General features: G+C 34.8%; 18 protein-coding genes and 1 pseudogene. 4 read left to right on the top strand and 15 right to left on the bottom strand.

Annotated features, from left to right (window positions below; all coding sequences use genetic code 11):
• Window positions 1–242: 242 nt before the first annotated feature.
• The 9 genes from AB5Z52_RS07015 to AB5Z52_RS06975 all read right to left on the bottom strand — a co-directional run bounded on the left by AB5Z52_RS07015 (window position 243) and on the right by AB5Z52_RS06975 (window position 9,597).
• Window positions 243–2,009, bottom strand: a complete 1,767-nt coding sequence (locus tag AB5Z52_RS07015; protein WP_208759893.1) for an ABC transporter ATP-binding protein — start codon at window positions 2,007–2,009, stop codon at window positions 243–245.
• Window positions 1,969–3,723 (bottom strand): ABC transporter ATP-binding protein, encoded by a 1,755-nt coding sequence (locus AB5Z52_RS07010; protein WP_368243612.1) that lies wholly within the window; start codon window positions 3,721–3,723, stop codon window positions 1,969–1,971. Before AB5Z52_RS07010 ends, AB5Z52_RS07015 begins: the two co-directional genes overlap by 41 nt.
• Window positions 3,724–3,832: 109 nt before the next feature.
• The gene (locus AB5Z52_RS07005; RefSeq protein ID WP_002302405.1) at window positions 3,833–4,402 is read right to left on the bottom strand and encodes an MptD family putative ECF transporter S component; all 570 of its coding nucleotides are present in this window, start codon (window positions 4,400–4,402) and stop codon (window positions 3,833–3,835) included.
• A 17-nt stretch (window positions 4,403–4,419) separates the two neighbouring features.
• Window positions 4,420–5,835, bottom strand: a complete 1,416-nt coding sequence (locus AB5Z52_RS07000; RefSeq protein ID WP_288551652.1) for an ABC transporter ATP-binding protein — start codon at window positions 5,833–5,835, stop codon at window positions 4,420–4,422.
• A 10-nt stretch (window positions 5,836–5,845) separates the two neighbouring features.
• The gene (locus tag AB5Z52_RS06995; RefSeq protein WP_002297304.1) at window positions 5,846–6,514 is read right to left on the bottom strand and encodes an energy-coupling factor transporter transmembrane component T; all 669 of its coding nucleotides are present in this window, start codon (window positions 6,512–6,514) and stop codon (window positions 5,846–5,848) included.
• 130 nt (window positions 6,515–6,644) lie between these two features.
• Window positions 6,645–7,229, bottom strand: coding sequence for a TetR/AcrR family transcriptional regulator (locus AB5Z52_RS06990; RefSeq protein ID WP_071858995.1), 585 nt, complete (start codon window positions 7,227–7,229; stop codon window positions 6,645–6,647).
• Between the two features lie 330 nt (window positions 7,230–7,559).
• Complete coding sequence (locus AB5Z52_RS06985; protein ID WP_002297302.1) at window positions 7,560–7,793, bottom strand: metal-dependent transcriptional regulator; 234 nt, start codon at window positions 7,791–7,793, stop codon at window positions 7,560–7,562.
• A 14-nt stretch (window positions 7,794–7,807) separates the two neighbouring features.
• Window positions 7,808–8,758, bottom strand: a complete 951-nt coding sequence (locus AB5Z52_RS06980; RefSeq protein ID WP_010729812.1) for a metal ABC transporter substrate-binding protein — start codon at window positions 8,756–8,758, stop codon at window positions 7,808–7,810.
• A complete protein-coding gene (locus AB5Z52_RS06975; RefSeq protein WP_010729271.1) occupies window positions 8,755–9,597 on the bottom strand; it encodes a metal ABC transporter permease in 843 nt (280 codons plus the stop codon). The genes AB5Z52_RS06980 and AB5Z52_RS06975 overlap by 4 nt, the downstream gene beginning before the upstream one ends.
• Before the next feature lie 321 nt (window positions 9,598–9,918).
• On the opposite strand from AB5Z52_RS06975, the pseudogene AB5Z52_RS06970 reads away from it, so the two are divergent.
• Window positions 9,919–11,105: pseudogene (locus AB5Z52_RS06970) on the top strand (IS110 family transposase).
• A 91-nt stretch (window positions 11,106–11,196) separates the two neighbouring features.
• On the opposite strand, the gene AB5Z52_RS06965 reads toward AB5Z52_RS06970, so the two are convergent.
• On the bottom strand, window positions 11,197–11,937 hold the full coding sequence (locus tag AB5Z52_RS06965) for a metal ABC transporter ATP-binding protein (protein WP_137440421.1): 741 nt from the start codon (window positions 11,935–11,937) through the stop codon (window positions 11,197–11,199).
• 917 nt (window positions 11,938–12,854) lie between these two features.
• Here AB5Z52_RS06965 and AB5Z52_RS06960 point away from each other — a divergent pair.
• Complete coding sequence (locus AB5Z52_RS06960) at window positions 12,855–14,075, top strand: site-specific integrase (protein WP_002346925.1); 1,221 nt, start codon at window positions 12,855–12,857, stop codon at window positions 14,073–14,075.
• Window positions 14,076–14,167: 92 nt separating this feature from the next.
• Here the strand turns inward: AB5Z52_RS06960 and rpsI are convergent, their stop codons facing one another.
• Window positions 14,168–14,560, bottom strand: coding sequence for a 30S ribosomal protein S9 (gene rpsI / locus AB5Z52_RS06955; RefSeq protein ID WP_003128901.1), 393 nt, complete (start codon window positions 14,558–14,560; stop codon window positions 14,168–14,170).
• A 15-nt stretch (window positions 14,561–14,575) separates the two neighbouring features.
• Entirely contained in the window at window positions 14,576–15,022 is a 447-nt protein-coding gene (gene rplM / locus AB5Z52_RS06950; RefSeq protein ID WP_301337271.1) for a 50S ribosomal protein L13, read from the bottom strand.
• 399 nt (window positions 15,023–15,421) lie between these two features.
• On the opposite strand from rplM, the gene AB5Z52_RS06945 reads away from it, so the two are divergent.
• Together AB5Z52_RS06945 and argH are read left to right on the top strand one after the other, a co-directional pair.
• The gene (locus AB5Z52_RS06945; RefSeq protein ID WP_288551651.1) at window positions 15,422–16,636 is read left to right on the top strand and encodes an argininosuccinate synthase; all 1,215 of its coding nucleotides are present in this window, start codon (window positions 15,422–15,424) and stop codon (window positions 16,634–16,636) included.
• Window positions 16,637–16,695: 59 nt separating this feature from the next.
• On the top strand, window positions 16,696–18,075 hold the full coding sequence (gene argH, locus AB5Z52_RS06940; protein WP_041120323.1) for an argininosuccinate lyase: 1,380 nt from the start codon (window positions 16,696–16,698) through the stop codon (window positions 18,073–18,075).
• Window positions 18,076–18,393: 318 nt separating this feature from the next.
• Here the strand turns inward: argH and AB5Z52_RS06935 are convergent, their stop codons facing one another.
• Genes AB5Z52_RS06935 through AB5Z52_RS06925 form a run of 3 tightly spaced genes read right to left on the bottom strand, consistent with a single transcriptional unit; the run spans window position 18,394 to window position 20,557 of the window.
• A complete protein-coding gene (locus tag AB5Z52_RS06935; RefSeq protein WP_288551650.1) occupies window positions 18,394–18,990 on the bottom strand; it encodes an SIS domain-containing protein in 597 nt (198 codons plus the stop codon).
• A 15-nt stretch (window positions 18,991–19,005) separates the two neighbouring features.
• Window positions 19,006–19,479, bottom strand: coding sequence for a PTS sugar transporter subunit IIB (locus tag AB5Z52_RS06930; RefSeq protein WP_368266857.1), 474 nt, complete (start codon window positions 19,477–19,479; stop codon window positions 19,006–19,008).
• A complete protein-coding gene (locus AB5Z52_RS06925) occupies window positions 19,472–20,557 on the bottom strand; it encodes a CdaR family transcriptional regulator (RefSeq protein WP_003128888.1) in 1,086 nt (361 codons plus the stop codon). The genes AB5Z52_RS06930 and AB5Z52_RS06925 overlap by 8 nt, the downstream gene beginning before the upstream one ends.
• Window positions 20,558–20,578 lie beyond the last annotated feature (21 nt).

The raw sequence follows: 20,578 nt of genomic DNA, 5'->3' as shown, positions 1-20,578 counted from the left end.
AGGGCAATCGGAGCCATAACACCGCAGCATTCACAACACCTTATAATTTTTGTCAAAAAAAGTGTTGCCATTCCAACTTTGATTATTCCTTATATTATAAGAATAGACATTAAGTGAACTAATTCAATCATACTGATTCTTTCGTGTATTCAAAATTAGATGCTGTTTAATAAAATTATTCTTTTTGAAAAAGAATTATAACTATATCCCAAAAATTGTAGGTTAATTTAAAGCCTATTTCATCATCGTGATTGAGCTTCTTTTTCATAGACGAATTTCTCAGATAGTTTAGTTTTCTTTATGAGATTTTTGTATATTTCTGACCTTCGATACAACTCACTATGAGTACCTTGATCAACTACTTTTCCTTGATCCATCACTACAATTTTATTTACCTTTTCAATAGACTTCAAGCGATGCGATATAATTAGTACTGTCTTATCTTGTATTAAACGATTTAAACTTTCCTGAATACGTTTTTCATTTTCCGCATCTAAACTGGCAGTAATTTCATCTAAAATTAAAATTGGCGCATTTTTCAAAAAAGCCCGTGCTATGGATAGGCGTTGTCGCTCTCCTCCAGAAAGTGAACTTCCGTTTTCTCCGACCAATGTATGATAACCGTCAGGTAGTTTTTCAATAAAGTCTTCGCAGTTAGCTAAACGAGCTGCTTTTTTCACTTCCTCATCTGACGCTTGACTATTTCCAATACGTATATTTTCCAAAATACTTGTATTAAACAAAGTTACCTCTTGAAAAACAATAGCGATTTTGCTAAACAAAGAAGCTGGAGATACACGTTTAATATCATACCCATCAATTAAAATACAGCCTTCATCATAATCATACAGTCTAGACACTAATTTCAAGATACTAGTTTTCCCGGAACCACTAGCACCTACTAACGCAGTCACTTCTCCTTGTTTAGCCGTAAAAGAGATATGATCTAAAATTGGGGTATTGTTATCATATGAGAAAGAGACATCTCGCAACTCAATGTCAAAAGATTTCAGAGGACTATCTGATCCCTCTTGGATACTGGTTTCCTTCATAGCTCTAATTCGCTGTATTTTAGGAGCTAAATAAAATATTTCAAGCACTGCTTCTTTCATAGAATCGAAGGAATCCTTTATTTTTATTGCGGCTAGTAAGTAACCAACGACGTAGAGTATAGTCACTTCACCCGTTAACAGTAAGTGAACACCTACTAGAATGACTACTGCTAAACTAACATATGAGAAAATAGAGGATAAGGCCATGACTGAAAAAGTACTTAATTCTACCTTTAAATGAATCCTTTCACTCTCTTCCATTTTTTTGAAAAGTCTGTCTTGAACTTTTTTAGATAGATTAAAGCTATTAATCTCTTGCTGCAATTCTATAGTTTCTTGAAATTCTTCCGAGTTTTCTCTCAAAGTATCGTAATATTTAGTATTGGCTTTCGTTTGGGATTTCTTTGATAACAAGATTAAGACAAAACTAAATAACGTTGGCAAAATAACAGCTAATCCCATTTTGACATTACCAACCAAAAGTATCACTGAAATAAAAGGGAAAAACAGAGCCATACCGCCGGCTTTAGGTATTGCATGACTCATCGCATGCTCAATACCTTCAACGTCAGACATGATAGTTTGAGATAAATCTGATAAATTATGTTTTGAAAAATAGGATAATGGTAAATTTGACAAATCGTCTGCAACTTGCACTCTTAAATGCGCACTTTCTTTATAAGTACTATTATATAAGTTTTCATACTCCCTATCTAACAACCAATACATGAAAAGCAAAGTAACAAACGATACGGCAAAATAAAGCCAACGGGGCTTTGTATTTTCTAAAACTAATTCGTCTATCAGCATCATTATAATGAATGCTGGTACCATATTAATGCAGTATACAAAAAAACTAGAAATAGAAGCTTTAGTTAAAGCTTCTGCGCCCTGATCACTTAAAGCAAATTTGTTTTTATAAAAACTTTTCATTGTCAAGCCTCCAATCATTTGCATTCTCATAATCAGTGACCAATTGTTTATACACTTGATGTTTAGCCATTAATTCATTATGATTTCCACGTTCTACTATTTTCCCTTCTGACAAGACAAGAATTTCATCTACAGATTTAATGCTGGATAATCGATGAGCTATCATAATAACTGTTTTTTCTTTCATCAGATGTTGAAAAGCCTTTTGTAGTTCATACTCATTATCTGGATCAATAGATGCACTGGCTTCATCCATAATAACAATCTTTGCATCTTTTAAAATTGCTCTGGCAATAGCTATACGTTGTTTTTCTCCTCCTGACAGATAAACTCCTTTACTACCAATTAAGGTATGCTCTCTTTCGGGAAATTTTTCTAAAATCGATTCGCAACCGGCTAATCTTAGCGCGTCAAATACTTTACTTGCTGGCGCTTGAGGATTTGCTATAGAAACGTTATCGTAAATACTCTGATTGAATAGTTTCGTATCTTGAAAGACAAAAGCAATTGTGTTAATAATTGTGTCTTTTGAATAGTGATTTAAAGGCTTACCACCAATTTTAATCTGTCCCTTATCCACATTGTAGAAACCTGAAATTAGTTTAGCTATCGTACTCTTTCCGCTTCCTGATTTTCCTACTAATGCATAAATTCTTTTTTGTTCTAAAACTAAGTTGAAATTTTCTAAAACACACTCTTCTTTGTATGAAAAGCTGACATTTTCAAATGCAATGTCACAATTTTTAATCTGTGTCTCGTTCCCATATTTTAGTTGGTCTTGCTTCATTTCTAAATAAAGGGAGTCTAGTGTTTCGACTGCATATCTTGCTTCAAACAAGTGCATACTTACATACATTATTCTCATGAAAGAAACAAAAATAATTCCACTTAAAAAAAACAACATCAACAAGTCAACAGCTAATATCTTGGGAGTGGTAAGAGAAGTTATAAAAAAGGTTATAGGAACTATCAAAATGCAAACTATGCCAAAAAATAGCCATTGAAAAAGAACAAAAGGTGTTTTCCCACTCAAAGAATACTTATATGCAAACTTAGCATAATCGTTAATTGCTTTATTCAAGGCTTTAAATGATGTTACTTTAGCACCAAATATCTTTATAACTTGAATTCCGCGGATATATTCTACCGTTTCAGAGCTTAACACATCTAACGATTCTTGATATTTTTGAATAAAATTTGTATTCTCTGTCATTTTCTTTAACAAGAATACACCAATTACTAACATGGCGATTAGAACCAATCCAATTTTAAAGTTAATGAAAAAGCCTAAGGCAACTGATAAAACAGGTGTTACTATGGCTTGAGCACTATCTGGAATCAAGTGAGCAATTGCCATATGTGTTTTAGCCGCGTTGTCATCAATTGTCTTTCGAATATATCCCGAAGAATTTAAATCAAAAAAACGAAAACTTGCTTCTGTTAAACCGCTAATTCCCTTTTTTCTCAAATTAGTCTCTAAGCGAAACCCAAGGATATGAGAAAATAAGCCAGAAAAAATATAAAATAAAGCTCCTAAAGTTAACCAAGCAACAGTTTGAACCGCATAACTCTTAGCTAAATATTCATCTCCTACAATAATTAGAGACTGAAGAAATTTGTAAATACTGTAATATCCATAGACTGTTAATACAACAGAAAAATCAGAAAATAAAGTGGCTAACCATCCGTAGTATTTCATTTTAGGGACATAACTAAATAATTTTTTGTATACTTTCATTTTTTCCTCCCCCGCATTCAATTTCTTCTCTTATTCGTTTACAACTGTTAATGCTTTCCGTAATAGCGTAAATTAGAGATGTACAAACAGATAGAAGGTAAACTACGTTCTATTTTTTGTATTTTTTTAAGACTTTTCTTCCAATCAATACACCAATCATAGATAAACTTGCTACAACTAACACTGAAATGATTCCCCATATACCTACCGCATAGTGGATCATTGCATCCATTGTTGCAGCAGATTGTCCTTTATCTATCCAATCTTGACGAAAACGATCTGTAAAGAACCATATAGGAATCCACTGTCCGGCAGCACTGCCTAATTGCATTAGAGCCCAAGACGCAACTTGAGGAATTGCTCGATCATATCCAAATACAGATAGAATAATATCAGCTAAGATCGCCATACTAATCGAACTGATAAACCAAGGTAAGTACGCCCCGCCCATTAACGTAAAAAATAACAATAAAACAATTGTGTAAATAGTAAAAATTCCTTTTCTAGGGTAGTTATAGCTAATATAAACAAATATGATTCCAGATAATAATCCAAAAATCCCTGGGGATATGCTGTGACCAAACGCCCCACCAATACTACTAACCATTATTGAAAAAAAGTAAATTACTAGGGAAATAACTGTAGCTAAACCAATAAAAATATAATCTTTTGTTTTCATATATATTCTCCTCAATTCTATTTCGTTATGTCATTAAAAATCTGTTCTATCAAAGTTGAATCTTCTACTCTAAGTTTTATATCTTTTTTTATTCCACCATTTTTTAAATAAATAATTCTATTGCATGTTTTATAAAGAAATTCCGGATCATGAGTGGCTATAACTACTGCACCCTTTTCTTTTAAGTCTTTAATAAGGTCAGCAATCCTTTCCATATTAATATAATCCAACCCACTTGTAGGTTCATCAAATAGAAATAAATTAGTTTTTGACAATGAAGCTATAGAAACCAATAATCTTTGTTTTTCTCCACCGGATAAATCAAACGGTAATTGATCTTTCATTTTATAAAGTTCCATTTTTTTTAAAATTTTTTCTTGCTGATCTTTACTAACTATTTCATTCCCCAGGGCTAACTCGCTCCTCACTGATTCTGTGAAAAATTGGTAATCCATTTCTTGCATTACTAAAAACGGCGATGACAAATTTTTTTTATTTTCGATTATCTTTCCTTTGGTAGGGCGAATAATCTTCATGAGTATTCTTAGTAAGGTTGTTTTCCCCACACCGTTTTTCCCTACCAAACCAATAACATCTCCAACTTTGACATCAAAATTTATGTCTTTTAGAATATTTTCATAAGTAATTTCTTCAACTTTTAATACATCTGCACTTACCTTTTCGATATAGGGAACTTCAATCGAACTATTAAAAATGTCAAATTTCCTTAATGCGTTATTGTTTTCAGTTTTTAACAACTGAATAGTTGTAGTTTTTACAGTTCTATTTTTAACAAATAGAACTTGATCAATTAATTCTTTCAAATAGTAAAAACGATGTTCAGCTATAACAATAGTAAATCCTTTATTTTTTAAATCACAAAGTAAGTCAGCAAGTTTCTTAGTCGCTTTGAAGTCCAAATTTGAAGACGGTTCATCCAATATAATTAATTTAGAGTTTAGCGATAAACTACATCCAATAGAAATTTTCTGCCGTTCACCACTTGATAGCGAAAAAATGTTTTTATCTAATACATTTGAAAGATCTAATAATTCAGCTAATTCATTGATTCTTTTATCCATATGCTCTTTTGTAAATCCAAAGTTTTCCATCGAAAATACTAACTCACTCGTTGTATTTGTTGTAAAGAATTGTCCTCTAGGATCTTGACTTACGTAGCCAATATTTTTTGATATACTTTCTTGTGTTAAGGATTGTAGCGAGTTATTTTCAAATAAAATTTCCCCAACCAATTTTCCGTCATAAAGTCTTGGAATAAGTCCATTCATTAACTTTAATAGTGTGGATTTCCCACTCCCAGAAGAACCAGTAATCAATGTAAGACTGCCTTTTTTTATTGAAAAATTAAGGTCAACAAGCGCTTGTTCCTTAACATCCTTATATGAAAAAGAAACATTGTTAAATTCAAACAATTCTTTCACCTCAAATCAAAATACTTAAGAAAAAAATAGTAACGGAAAACAGGATGATATAGTCTAATAAGCTCATGTTTGTTTTATAGTAAGAACTTCTTTTCACAGGAGATTCTATCCCCTTTGTTATTGCATTAGCGGTCATTTCTTCAGCAATCATAGTTGCACGTATAAGAACGGGAACTAACAGAAATTCCAAATATTGCAGAGGCTGAAAAAAAGATAAGCGAATGTTTCTCATTTTTAAAGATTCTTTAATCATTCTTATTTCAGAACGATAAGTCGGAAAGAATCTGATCACTACTGTAATACTTAACATTATTTTTTTCGGTAAATGTATTTTTTCTAAAGAGGATAATAATTCATTGCTAGTATAGACACTAACCAACAACCATGAGATCATTACGACCGGCAACATTCGAAATACAATATATAAGGATGTCCCAAAAAATATAGTAAAAAACTCTATCTTGATAGCATCAATAATTTTCATTACTAAAAACAGAACTGAATAAATCAAGATGAAATAAATACATGTCTTTATTTTACGAAACATCAATACTAAAACTGTAGCAATAATGAAACACCCCACTTGAAATATATTTCCCTTTCCTAAAAAAATAATGACCGGAAAAAAAATATTTAAAGTAATCAAGGTTAACGGATTGATTTTTGACACTCTTTCACCTCCAAAAAATAAGATCGCACTGTTATCTTAAGCTGATAAAAATGCACCGTTATTCAGATAACAGTGCGATCTTATCAAAAAGCATAACTGAGAACAATTCTCAATGCAAGCTTTTTTTTAATTAACTCAGTAATTCAATCCACCCAGGAACAGAAAATTGATACAATCTTCTGGTTAATAGCATAGTCTTTTCTTTTGAATAGCTATGCTTCAATATATCATAGAATGTAGCGTAGAATGAGTAAATGTAGAAGTGGATTTCTTCTTCATTAAAGACTAAATTTTGATTGATCATTCCGATAGTCTTTAACTTATCTAGACAACAGACTGTCTTTTTTGTCACAAATGATGTAATTTTTTCAACAATATCTTGATATTTGGTTCCAGCTGATTGGAATAAAACCAAATCGAATATACGTTTATTCTCAAAAATATAATTAATAAATGGATCTAATTCATTGAAGTTCTCTCTCCAACTTTTCTCTATATCTATATTTTCTAAGTTTAAGAGGTATTTGGTAAACTCTTCATTATACATATTAATAAGCGCATTAATATGCGGCTGAATAATTTCTTCAAATAACGCTTCCTTAGAAGTAAAATGTTTATAAAAAGCACCCGTAGTTACGCCTGCGGTCAAGCACAGTTGCCTTATCTTAGTTTGCTGAAATCCTTCTTTTTCAAAATGGCTTAGTCCACTTTCTATTAATTTTTGGTGAGTTGTAATATAATCTCTGGTTTCTATGGGTACTTCCTCCTAATAAGATGAATTAACTATATTATCTTACACAGGACTTGAAGTTTCAATCGTTAACGTCTATTACTGAACTCATTCCTTAGAGCTAAACTAATGAGAAAGAGCAAAATAACTGATACAAAAAGCAATCCTACAAGAATTAATAGACTCATCTAAATCATTCACCTTTTCTAAAATAATCCGAGAAAGATTTAAAAAAATTATATCCAGCTATTAGGATAAGTCCTATCATAATCACTCCAATAGCCATTTTCTTATCCTCCCTAAAAATAAAGTCTTTTACTTAAAACCTTTTTTGTAATCGTCAATAAATTTTTTCCCTTTATCAGTTAATTGAAATCCTATATCTAAATAGTCCTCATATCTAAGTTTAGCCAGCATCTCACTTACAGATGCTGGACTAACACTTAGAACTTTTGCTAAATCATTATTTTTTAATTTCTTTTTTCTTTTTGATAATTCCTGAATTGCTAGTAAATAAATTAGTATAGTAGTCGTTTTAATTTGTACCATACCTACCCTCCAAATTATTTCGAAAGGCCTTCAGCAATTTTATCCAGGTTCCATTTCATCATCGCATAGTAACTATCACCATCTTGTCCTTTTTCTGCAATTGAATCAGTAAAAATCGTTGAATAGATAGGAATATTGGTATCTTTTGATACTGTTTTCATTGGTCTATCATCCACACTGCTTTCTACGAATAAGGAGGGAACTTTTGTTGTGCGTAATTTTTCAACTAAGTGTTTTATTTGATCTGGTGTTCCTTCTTCTTCAGTGTTGATTTCCCAAATGTAAGCAGAAGGCACATTATACGCTTTCGAGAAATATTTAAAGCATCCTTCACTTGTAACAATCATTTTTTTATCATTCGGAATTGAAGCAAATTTAGATTTAGCTTCTTTGTCTAGAGAATCCAATTTTTCAATATACTTATCTAGATTTTCTTTATAGAATTTTTTATTATCAGGATCTTTTTCCGCTAACTGTTTTTCAATATTTTTAGCGTAAATTATACCGTTTTCTAAATTTAACCAAGCATGAGGATCTTCCTTCCCTTTCTCACTCTGACCCTCTAAGTAAATAACATCTATGCCATCACTTGCTGCAAAATAGTCTTTGTTTTCCTCTTTGTTCGCATTTTTAACTAATTTTGTAAACCAAGCATTTCCTCCAGTTTCCAAGTTAACACCGTTATAAAAAATCAAATCTGCTTTTGAAGTTTTTTGAACATCTTCAGGCAAAGGTTCATATTCGTGGGGATCTTTCCCAATAGGTACGATACTGTGTAAATCAATTTTATCTTTTGCTATATTTTCGGTAATATCTGCTAAAATCGAATTAGTAACTACTACTTTTAATTTTTCGTTCGAAGCCACTTTATCTTTGTCTTTACTATTTATTGAACATGCCCCGAATATAAAAAGAGCAATCAAAATCCCCAGACTTCCCAGTACTGCTTTCCATTTTCTCATCATAACGATCTCTCCTTCTTTCTTAAAAATTTTTGTTTTGGTGAGATTAGAAAACTAATTACAAATAAGAATGCCGCTGTTAAAACAATACTTGATCCTGCTGCTATGTTAAAACTATAACCAATAAACAATCCAAGCAATGATGAACTTGCTCCGACTGTTGCAGAAATAAATATCATAGTTTTCAAGCTATTTGCATATAAATATGCCGTAGCTGCTGGTGTAATTAACATTGCAACAATTAATATAGTTCCCACACTTTGCATAGCTGTTACTGCTACTAAAGTTAATAGAACCATCAATAGATAATGATAAAAACTGACATTCATCCCTATTGCTTTTGCCATTAATGGATCAAAAGAAGTGATTAATAATTCTTTAAAAAATAGAACTACTATAACCAACACTAAAACCGAAACGCCAATTGTAATCCACTTATCAATATCTTGTACAGCTAAAATATTTCCAAATAAAATATGAAATAAATCCGTTGAGCTATTTGCAACTCCTATAAGGATAACTCCTAATGCTAAAAAAGAACTGAAAGTAATACCAATTGCTGTATCTCCTTTTATTACACTATTGCTTTTTATAAAAGTAATAATGATAGAAGCTAATAGACCAAATACAATCGCACCAATAAAAAAATTAATACCTAAAATATAAGAAATTGCTACTCCTGGCAAAACAGCATGAGAAATAGCATCACCCATAAGAGACATTCCTCTTAAAATAATAAAACAACCTACTGTTCCAGAAACAATCCCTATAACTACAGATGTAATTAGAGCATTCTGTAAAAAGTGAAAGTCATACAGACCATTAATAAAATTTTGAAGCATATTATTCTCCCTTGTATATTAGAGTTAGGATTTTAACCTTCCGGTTTTGATTGGATAACCCTATGAACCATCGTTATTTTAATTTGGTATTAACTCATTTCTTTTGAGATAATATATTTATTGGATTGAGAGACTAAGCCGTTCCCCCCTTGGGTCATTGAACCCGCACTCGAGAGACTGGCTCCTCTCTCTGATAAGTGGATTGCGTATGAGTTAGATGTTGAAAGTCCTTACTTTACTCCGTATCTCGTACAAGGTAGTGACGCTTTTCAGTTGAGTGGATTTCAATCCAAAATTCTTTTTTTGAAAGGTCAGATATACATGTACTTTTTAGGCATTGATATCGGTAAACGCACTCACGTTGCTTCTATCATGAACGAGGAAGGAAAGGTATTACTAAAAGGTTTTTCATTTCCTAACACCACTGAAGGAGCAGAGTCATTAATTGAGCGAATGGTCGACTATTCCGGAGCACCCAGTGACTTTGTTATAGGGATGGAAGCCACGGGGCACTATTGGCTGTCCATCTTTTCATACCTTCACGAATCAGATTATTTGATTCACGTTGTGAATCCCCTTCAAACAGACGGATGGCGTAAAGGTACAGAAATACGGAAACGAAAAAACGATATTATTGATTCTGTTTTGATTGCTGACTTAATGCGCTATGGCTCATTTGTCGAAACGGTCTTATCCGATGAAAATGTTTTTTCTTTGAAACAACTTTCTCGTTACCGAACTTATTAGTAGGCACAGCAAGCGACTTCAAAAGAAAAATTATAGCCGTATTGGATCAAGTCTTTCCAGAATACGCGACGATTTTTACCAAGCAGGGCGTTTTCGGAAAAGCTTCTAAAGAGTTATTGCTGGCGTTTAGTGCCCCGATCGACTTAGAAAACATTTCCTCAGAAACTTTGGCCCAATACTTAGCTGAGTTAAGCAGGAACCGAATCAAGGCAGAAAAAGCGGACCAATTGAAGCAAGCAGCTTCTAACTCCTTTGGAGTAAAATTTGCTCAAGAAGCGTTCACCTTCCAACTACGTTCAATGATTGAACAATTAAAATTCATTGAAAGCCAAATAAAGGAAACGGAAAGAGAAATCAAGCACATAATGGACACTTTAAATTCTGTTATTCTCACAATTCCTGGAATTGGTCCTATAAACGGTGCGACTATTCTTGGTGAGATCGGAGATATTCAAAAATTTTCTAACCCGAAAAAACTCGTTGCTTACGCTGGGATAGACGCTTCCGTGACACAATCAGGGCAATATGAGGCAACGCATAATGTTATGAGTAAACGAGGGTCTCCATATTTGCGAAAAGCCTTGTTTTCGGCGGCTTTAGTAGCTTCTCAATGTGATCCTGTTTTTAGTGCGTTTTACCAGAAAAAAGTTTCCGAAGGAAAACATCATCTAACTGCCTTAGGTGCGGTTTCTCGTAAGCTTTGTTACGTGATTCATGCTATTTTGACTAAAAACGAGCCTTATATAATTGTTTCTGATTAGCTATTGAACATTCAAAAAAACTAATGGTAAGAAGCTTATTTGTTGTACCCTTTTTTCGGAATTATCTGTTATAAAATATTTTTTGATTTGGCTAATTTTTACTTGACTCTATATAGTTAGTCTCTCCAATAAATATAGTATCTCCATAGGCTTTTTTTAAATTCTCTTCATTAAATACAGATTCTACACTTCCGTGAGCAATTAGATTTCGATTCAAAAGAATAATATTATCAAAATACTTCTTTACCTTGCTTAAATCATGATGCACAATTAGCACTGTTTTTCCCTGATGTTTCAATTCTTTTAACGTATCCATAATTATTCGTTCACTAACTAAGTCTATCCCTACAAATGGTTCATCTAAAAATATGAAATCCGCATTTTGAGTAAGACATCTTGCTAAAAGTACACGTTGAAATTGTCCTCCAGATAATTCTCCTATTTGATGATTAGAATATTTTCCCATATCGACCTTTTCCAAAGCCTTTGAAACTCTTTGCCATTCTGCATTTTTAATTCTTTGAAAAACTTTCATTCCGGCATATGTTCCCATAGATACACATTCTTTTACTTTTATTGGAAAAGTAAAATCAATATCAGCTTTTTGCTCTACATATGCAATCTTCACCAGTTTTTTATTGATATCTTCATTATTAATGGAGACCTCTCCCTGATGAGGGATAATATTTAACATTGCTTTAAGCAATGTAGATTTTCCAGCACCATTTGGACCAATAATACCTGTTAAAGCACCTTCTTGTATTTTTAAAGAAATCTCGTTCAATGCTAAAAAATCGTTATAATAAACATTAAGCTTTTTCACTTCTAACATAACTTTCTCCTTCTAAATGATAATGATTATCACGATCATATGGTATACAAAAATTATATTTTAGTCAACCCTAAATTTTATAATTTAGATTTTTTTCTGTTGCTGAAGATTAGAATGACAAAACTATTTGAAACTACGCGTATAGTAAGTAGCTTTCAAAATATATAAAAAAGGAGCGTTCTCAAATGAGAACATGCTCCTAAAACTACTTTATTGGCGTATGGAAAAATTATACTTAAAGTGGATAGCGGGTTGAATAAGTTGATAAGCATCAAAACATTTATAAAAATTATTCAAGACTATGTCTGTTCCATATACAAATATGAAAATCAGTAAACTCCATTTAACTTTTTTCGTAGTGTGTCTTTTTATACATGTTTATCGTTATTAATAGTGAATAGGAAAAAACCTATTTTTGATCATTGACAATTAAATACAATTTTTGAATAACGATCCCTGCTATTCGAGCTAGAAACTCAAGTACGCCATGACCTGATTAGCGACAAATACTTAGAGATTTCTTTTTGTTCTGGGAAAACAAAATGCCATGACAATAGCAGCAAATAATGATACTTCCGTAAGGCTCGCCGTAAACTGGGGAGAGGTGAAATTCCTATGTGCTTACCCAAAGCAATTCAAAAATTCTAATCTTTTTTAGGAGATGATTTTATAAAATTGAGAGTCTACTTGAATAAAAAACAAACCTGTGAGTTTCTAGGAATTGATAATAATACTTTAGATAAGTGGATTCGTATATATAATTTTCCAGTAATCAGAATTGACGGTATAGTTCGCTTTGACATAGAGGATATCAAAGATTTTATGAATACATTTAAAACAATTTGAAAATTTCTTCTCGCCGCATATACTAAGAATAGCGAAATATACTGCCTTACTTTTTAAGGGAGTGAGGAATTTTGCCTACAAAACTTTCAAATGGGAAATATAAAACTAATCTGAGGTATCCAAAAAAATTCAGAGAAATCACTGGAATTACATCAGAAAAGTATCAAAAAGTATTTCCAACTAGGCAATTGGCTATTAAAGCCGAAAATGCAATGAAAAGGAAAATTGAAACAGTTTTAAGAGAGGAGAATGCAAATTCACTAGAATTAAAAGGAAAAATAAAATTTAAGGAATTCTATGAATCAAAATGGCTTCCTAGATATGAACTAGGTCAGACTACTAGATCAAAAAGAGCTCCAAGTTACGTAACAATTAGTAATACTAAAGATATATTCCGATTGCACATCCTTCCAATGTTTGGTGAATATGCAATGAACTATCTAAATTCAAATACTGAGATAATATCAGATGAATTAACAAAAAAATCGAAAGAATACGCAAATATAAAAATTATCAAAGGATATGTCCGTTCTATGTTTGATATTGCAGAAATACTAAATTATATTGAATTTAACCGAACTACCAAAATTATTCAATGTATCACTGCACCTAAAAAAATTGCTTTAGAAGAAAGAAGGATACGGGAAGGTAATCAAGCATTATCGTCAGAAGAGCTTATTGCTTGGATAGAAGCAGTAAACACTGACTTGAATAATCACTTGCTTACTCTTCATGACTATACTCTTTTCATGCTTACCCTATATCTTGGTGATAGAAAAAGTGAGACGTATGCTTTGCAATGGAAATATATCGACTTTGAGAAACAAACGGTTCGCCTTAAACATGCTTTGGATAAATATCAAAAAAAGAAATTTACAAAAGGTCGAAAGGATACCGTAATTCAAGTACCCGAAATTGTAATGGCATTACTAAGCAAATGGAAATCAGTGCAAGCTGAGCAATTGTTGAGATTAAAAATTAATCAAACACCAGATCAGTATCTCTTTACCTATACTAAACCATCCGGAGAAGTAAATTGCCCTGTTCACGCTGATTACCTAAACTATCGAATCAATTCAATTAAAAGACGACATCCTGAATTGGCTCATTTATCTCCACATAAGCTTCGTCATACCTATGCAACTATAGCTAGACAAGGCGGAGCAAATATGAATCAAATATCTAATGCTTTAACACACTCAGATATTTCTACTACAAAGATATACGTAAACACACCAGATGTAGTTGATAAGACTGTTTTCGAAGCATTTCAAAAAGGATTAAAGAACTAGGATGAATGTGTTCTCGAATGTGTTCTTAAACTAAAAAAAGACACTTTCCAAATAATTGAAAAGTGTCTTGAAACATTGATATACAAAGAATATTAACGTTTTGAAAACTGTGAAGCTTTACGAGCTTTTTTAAGACCTGGTTTCTTACGTTCGACCATACGTGCGTCCCGAGTAAGTAAACCAGCGCGTTTAAGAGCTAGACGGAAATCAGGATCTACTTGTAGCAATGCACGTGCGATACCGTGACGGATTGCACCTGATTGTCCAGCATATCCACCACCATTTACGTTTACAAAAACATCATATGATCCTTTAGTTTCTGTAACGCCGAATGGTTGGTTGATTACTTCACGCAGGTCAGCGTGTGGAATGTATTCTTCAACATCTTTTTTGTTAACAGTAATTTTACCAGTACCTGGTACTAAACGTACGCGAGCTACTGCATTTTTACGACGGCCTGTGCCGATATATTGAGCTTGTGCCAATGAAATTCCCTCCTATTAGATTAAGTTTGTGATGTCCAATACTTCTGGTTGTTGTGCAGCATGTGGGTGTTCAGCGCCAGCATAAACATGAAGTTTCATTCCTTGTTTACGTCCTAAAGTGTTTTTAGGAAGCATGCCTTTAACAGAAGTTTCGATCAAACGACGAGAATTTTTAGCACGTAGTTCTCCCGCAGAGACTGATTTCAATCCGCCTGGGAAGTTTGAGTGACGGTAATAAATTTTATCGCTTGCTTTGTTACCTGTTAATTTGATTTTTTCTGCATTAATGACGATTACGAAATCACCTGTATCCACATGAGGTGTGAATGTTGGTTTATTTTTACCACGTAAGATAGATGCCACAACTGCTGAAAGACGTCCCATAGGAACATCCGTTGCATCTACTACGTACCATTTACGTTCTACTTCGCCTGGTTTGGCCATATATGTTGTACGCACGATTTTTTTCCTCCAATTCAATTTCACGAATGTTTGACATACACTTGAGTTTCCGGGGCTCTCGTGGGGCAAACAATACCATATAACATAATACCGTCTTAAGCGCCACATGTCAACGTGTTTCGCAGTTTTTTTGAAATTTCCCTTCAATTCTTTTCCGAAAACTTTCAGTTGTTATTCTGACCAAACAGCCTGCACTTTTATACACATTTTGCGCATAATTTGTATACTTCCTGCAATAAGTATCTCTGGTTTTTATTATTATATCAATCTGTATCTATATCCTTGCTAAACACCAGAAGAATTCATTGTATAAATATTTAATTTTTCTCTTGATTTCTTATTTTTATTCTGTTACGATAGCTTCATCTTACTTGAACTTAAGGATGGGAGTTAATCATTATGAAAGAAAAAGTAATTTTAGCGTATTCTGGTGGACTTGATACGTCTGTTTCCATTAAATGGCTGACAGATCAAGGATATGATGTGGTGGCGTGCTGTCTGGATATTGGCGAAGGCCGTGATACACAATCAATCAAAGACAAAGCACTCGATGTGGGTGCCATCGAATCCTATGCGATTGATGCCCGAGAAGAGTTTGCCCAAGACTTTGCATTGATTGCCTTACAAGGGAATACCTTCTATGAGAACTCCTATCCGCTGGTCTCTGCCCTTTCTCGTCCGCTGATTGCCAAGAAACTAGTAGAATTAGCCATCGCTACAGGGGCGACTACCGTTGCTCATGGCTGTACTGGTAAAGGAAATGACCAAGTCCGGTTCGAGGTCGCGATTGCCGCATTAGCCCCTCACTTGAAAGTCATTGCTCCGGTTCGGGAATGGAAATGGTCCCGGGAAGAAGAGATTGCCTATGCCGCTGAAAAAGGGGTGCCGATTCCTGCCGATTTGGATAACCCTTATTCGATTGATCAAAATCTTTGGGGCCGGGCTTGCGAATGCGGGGTCTTAGAAGATCCATGGGCGACTCCCCCTAGAGGCGCTTATGCCATTACGCAAGAATTGGAAGATACTCCTGATGTACCGACGATCGTTGAGATTACTTTTGATCAAGGGATTCCTACCGCATTGGATGGCGAAACACTGAATCTGGCCGAATTGATTATGAAAATGAATCGTCTAGCCGGCGAACATGGTATTGGTCGGATCGACCACATCGAAAACCGTTTAGTGGGAATCAAATCTCGTGAAGTCTACGAATGTCCGGGAGCGATGGCTCTAATGACAGCTCATAAAGAATTAGAGGATTTGGTTTTTGTTCGCGAGTTGGCCCATTTCAAACCAATCATCGAGCAGCAACTGGCCCAAGTAATTTATGATGGCCTCTGGTTCAATCCCTTAACCGATGCCTTGATCGCTTTTCTAAAAAACACACAAGTCTATGTCAATGGGATCGTACGTTTGAAATTGTTCAAAGGCAATGTCATCTGTGAAGGACGTAAGTCAGAGAACAGTCTTTACGATGAAACCTTGGCGACTTATACGTCTGCCGATACCTTCGATCAACACGCGGCGATCGGATTCATCAAATTATGGGGACTGCCTAGCAAGGTCCACGCAGAGATTCAGGCACAACAGCAATTAACAGAAACACTGATTTAGTCAATAAGGTGACTTTTTCCTTTTGAGGGTGAAGTCAAGTTTCTTTCGAGGTGAGCAAAATGGCAAAATTATGGGGCGGTCGTTTCGACGGCAAAAATGAAGCATGGATCGATGCCTTTGGAGCGTCGATTCCTTTCGATCAATTATTGGCAAAACAGGACATCCAAGGCAGTTTGGCTCACGTCAAAATGCTGATCCACACGGGGATCATTGATGAAGCAGATGGCAACAAAATCATTCAAGGCTTGTTAGCGATCCAAGAAAAATTAGCGGATGGTGAACTGACCTTTTCGATTGAGAACGAAGATATTCATTTGAATATCGAGACCTTTTTACATGAAGAAATTGGACCCGTCGCTGGCAAATTGCATACGGCCCGGAGTCGGAATGATCAAGTTGCGACGGATATGCACTTGTACTTGAAGGATGTGGTAAAGGAAGTCATCGACTTGATTGCGGCGTTCCGTCACGTACTAGTGGAGCAAGCTGAAAGCAATATCTACACGATCATGCCCGGCTATACTCACCTGCAGCATGCACAGCCGATTTCTTTTGCCCATCACTTGTTAGCCTATTACAGCATGTTGACCCGCGATCAAGAACGGTTTACAGAAAGTCTCACTCGGATCGATATCATGCCTTTAGGCAGTGCTGCATTGGCTGGCACCACATTCCCTATCGACCGTGCCTATAGTGCGGAAGCATTAGGTTTTGGCTCGATTTACAGCAATAGTCTGGATGCCGTTAGTGACCGTGATTTTATTCTGGAATTTTTGAGTAATGCCGCGATTTTGATGATGCATCTTTCTCGTTTTTGTGAAGAGTTGATTCTTTGGTGCAGTCATGAGTTTCAATTCGTGGAATTGACGGATACTTTCTCTACAGGTAGTTCAATCATGCCGCAAAAAAAGAATCCTGACATGGCGGAATTGATCCGCGGCAAAACAGGACGTGTCTATGGCAACCTTTTTAGTTTATTGACGGTCATGAAAGGTCTGCCTTTGGCTTATAACAAAGATTTCCAAGAAGACAAAGAAGGCATGTTCGATACCACCGAAACCATTGTGAAAAGCTTGCAGATCATGACCGGAATGATCCAAACGATGCAAGTCAACCATGAGCGAATGAAACGTTCGACAGAAAAAGACTTTTCCAATGCCACTGAACTGGCGGATTATTTAGCAGGTAAAGGAATTCCTTTCCGACAAGCCCATGAAATCGTTGGTAAATTGGTGAGTGAGTGCCTCAGTAAAGGCATTTATCTACAGGATATCCCACTAGAAGAGTATCAAGCAGTCCAGCCAGTGATCGAAGCTGACATTTACGATAAACTGGACTCTTATACGGCAGTCAAGAACCGGCATTCTTACGGCGGTACCGGATTTGACCAAGTCAAACAACAGATCGAAGCCGCCAAGCAATCCTTGGCATTGGCATAAAAAAAAGGCTGCAGAAGAACTAGCTAACCAAAATAATCTCAACGATGATAAATGAATGGTGTGATCCATTACCTATTTGCGAATCGGTTCTGCTAACTGCAGAGACAATCTCATCGTTTGATTATTCTGTTTGCTGAAGGGCTTCTGTCAAAGCCTTTTTTATGTCTATCAGAAATACGAAAGCCTGTGCTTTATAAATTCTGATAGTGAAAAACTTGTTATCGTTTTCCTATACAAGTACCTGTTGGATTAAGAACAACTAACCTTTTGATTGTTACCTATCTTAATCAAAAATCATCTAATCAAAATTCGTATCCTTTAGCAATTTTCCTGCTGTATTAGCGACTCGCCAATCGCTCCCCCTGGATGCCATTGCACATACATTTCTGGGGTTAACTTTCGAGCTTCTTGCAAGAGTAGCGATAGCTTTTGTAAAACAATAATTTGTACCAAAACCGATAAGCGAGGCGGCTTGTTCAATAGATCCCCTTCTTTATGAACTGCCGCGCATAGGGAAACATCCGATAAATGACTGAGCGTAGAGTCACTTCTTTTGGAGACGCCGATAATTTTTGCACCATTATTCTTAAGTGTCTCAACTGTATAGAGTAGTTCTTTGGTTTCCCCACTGTTAGAAATAGCGATCACTACATCACCAGCTTTTACTTGACCACTTGATCCATGGACCGCTTCCGTTCCATCTAAAAAATAGCTTGGCGTACCGGTGGATGAAAGCAATGAAGCAATATATCCCGCAACATAAGAGGGTTTTCCGATCCCCGTTACATGGACGCGCCCTCCGTCAGCTTCTGTTTGGAGAATCGTCTCTTTCGCAGCTTCTAAAGATCCTCCATCGATTTTGTCCATCGCTAAAGCCAATTCATCTAGTACACACTGATCATAACTCAATCCCATTCTTTCACCTGATTTCTATTTATTGAAAACCGAATAATCTTTTGTATCCATAGGTGTCGTTTGGAAGAAAAACTTGACGCCTTTTTCTTGGATTTCTCGTATAGCTGTCATTTCTTCCTGAGTGAAATATTCATCGATTTTCTTCAAGAGAATTCGACTTGCTGGATAAGGAAGTTGCACTTCTTTTGAAGAAAACCCCTTATTCACAGCCTCTCTTATCGCACAAATATTTTTGAAAATAATCATTACATTGCATTTTTCTTCCGTGTCCTGTGCTAAAAATTCCAATAATTGATCGACTGAGAAGATACTAACTTTACTTTTATTAGAAAAGCTAAGCTGCAAAACTTTCTCCAGGAAAGGATCATCTTTATGAGTAGGATCTACAATCGCGATATAACTAGCATTAATGAAGTTGTTCCAATTCAATGCCACTGTTGCATGCAACAACCGTTTGTCCACTCTGACTAATTTCACTTTCTTACTCATAGATCTCACCTGCCTGCTCACGCTTGTCATTATCACTTAAATAGTTAGCTAGTAAATAAAACTGGATCTTACCTTGAAAACTCCCACGAATATCGATATGAAATAGTTCCTCAAATCGTTTGATTTTATACACTAGAGTATTTTTGTGTAAAAACAAACTTTCTGCTGTCTGTGTCAGATTATAATCATTAGTGTATAAATGTCTTGCAATACTGATCAGTTCAGCAGTATCAATTTTGTTGATTCCTCCATTAAAATAATCAAACAGATTCGTTACTTCTTGGTGAGGAACTCGATTTGCTAGGTAATTAAGGACGTAGTCCCAAAAATGGTAAATCTTTTGTCCTTCCATTGCAAAATTTCTCTTCAGCCAATATGTATGTTGATAGCTTGACTGGAATAGCCGCAACTTATTTTGCACACTGCCTACATAAAAATAGCAGTCACTTAATCCCCATTCTTGCAGATCGCGAATAAAACTGTTGAGATAGTCTTTGACCGTCAGCTCCATCAAATTTTTTGGAATGACTTTAAACATAATTATCTCATTATCTGCCATCAATGAGTAAATAGTCTCATCTTCATTGATTTTGTACTTTAAGTTTGTCACTTCTTGCACATCAAAAGCTGTTCCTTTGACTATACGGATTGCTACTCTTGGCTTTGTTCCATCAATGTGCAGTTCTTGAACAAGACGCAGAACTTCGTCAATGCTAAAATTCCTCTTGGCAATCAGTGCTTTGATCAATTGTTCTTCCAAACTTAAACTTTGTCTAGCAGCTTCTTGATTCATTTCATAAATAATTCTTGTTTTAAGCGACTCTGACAGCAAATTTGCCACAATACTTAAACTATCATCCTGTCCATTTACCCATAAATAACCATAGTCTTTCTCTTCAACAGCAATTTTATAGAAGTGGTCGTCTTTACCTTGTTGACTTAGGTCGATCAAAGTACCATTTTTTCTTTTATCGCTACTGGAAATAACTTTTCCATAATTATCTATAAGGCCAATCGTATATTTGGGGTTTTCTTGTACAACAAAAATAAATTCTTTAAAAATTTGCTCCAAATTCATTATATTCACCTCAAGCTAAAA

Source organism: Enterococcus sp. RTP21361st1_A6_RTP21361_211029 (genome assembly GCF_040910045.1).
Lineage (GTDB): Bacteria > Bacillota > Bacilli > Lactobacillales > Enterococcaceae > Enterococcus_D > Enterococcus_D gallinarum.
Note: the sequence above shows the minus strand (reverse complement) of the source record. Positions and strands in the feature narration are given on the sequence as shown.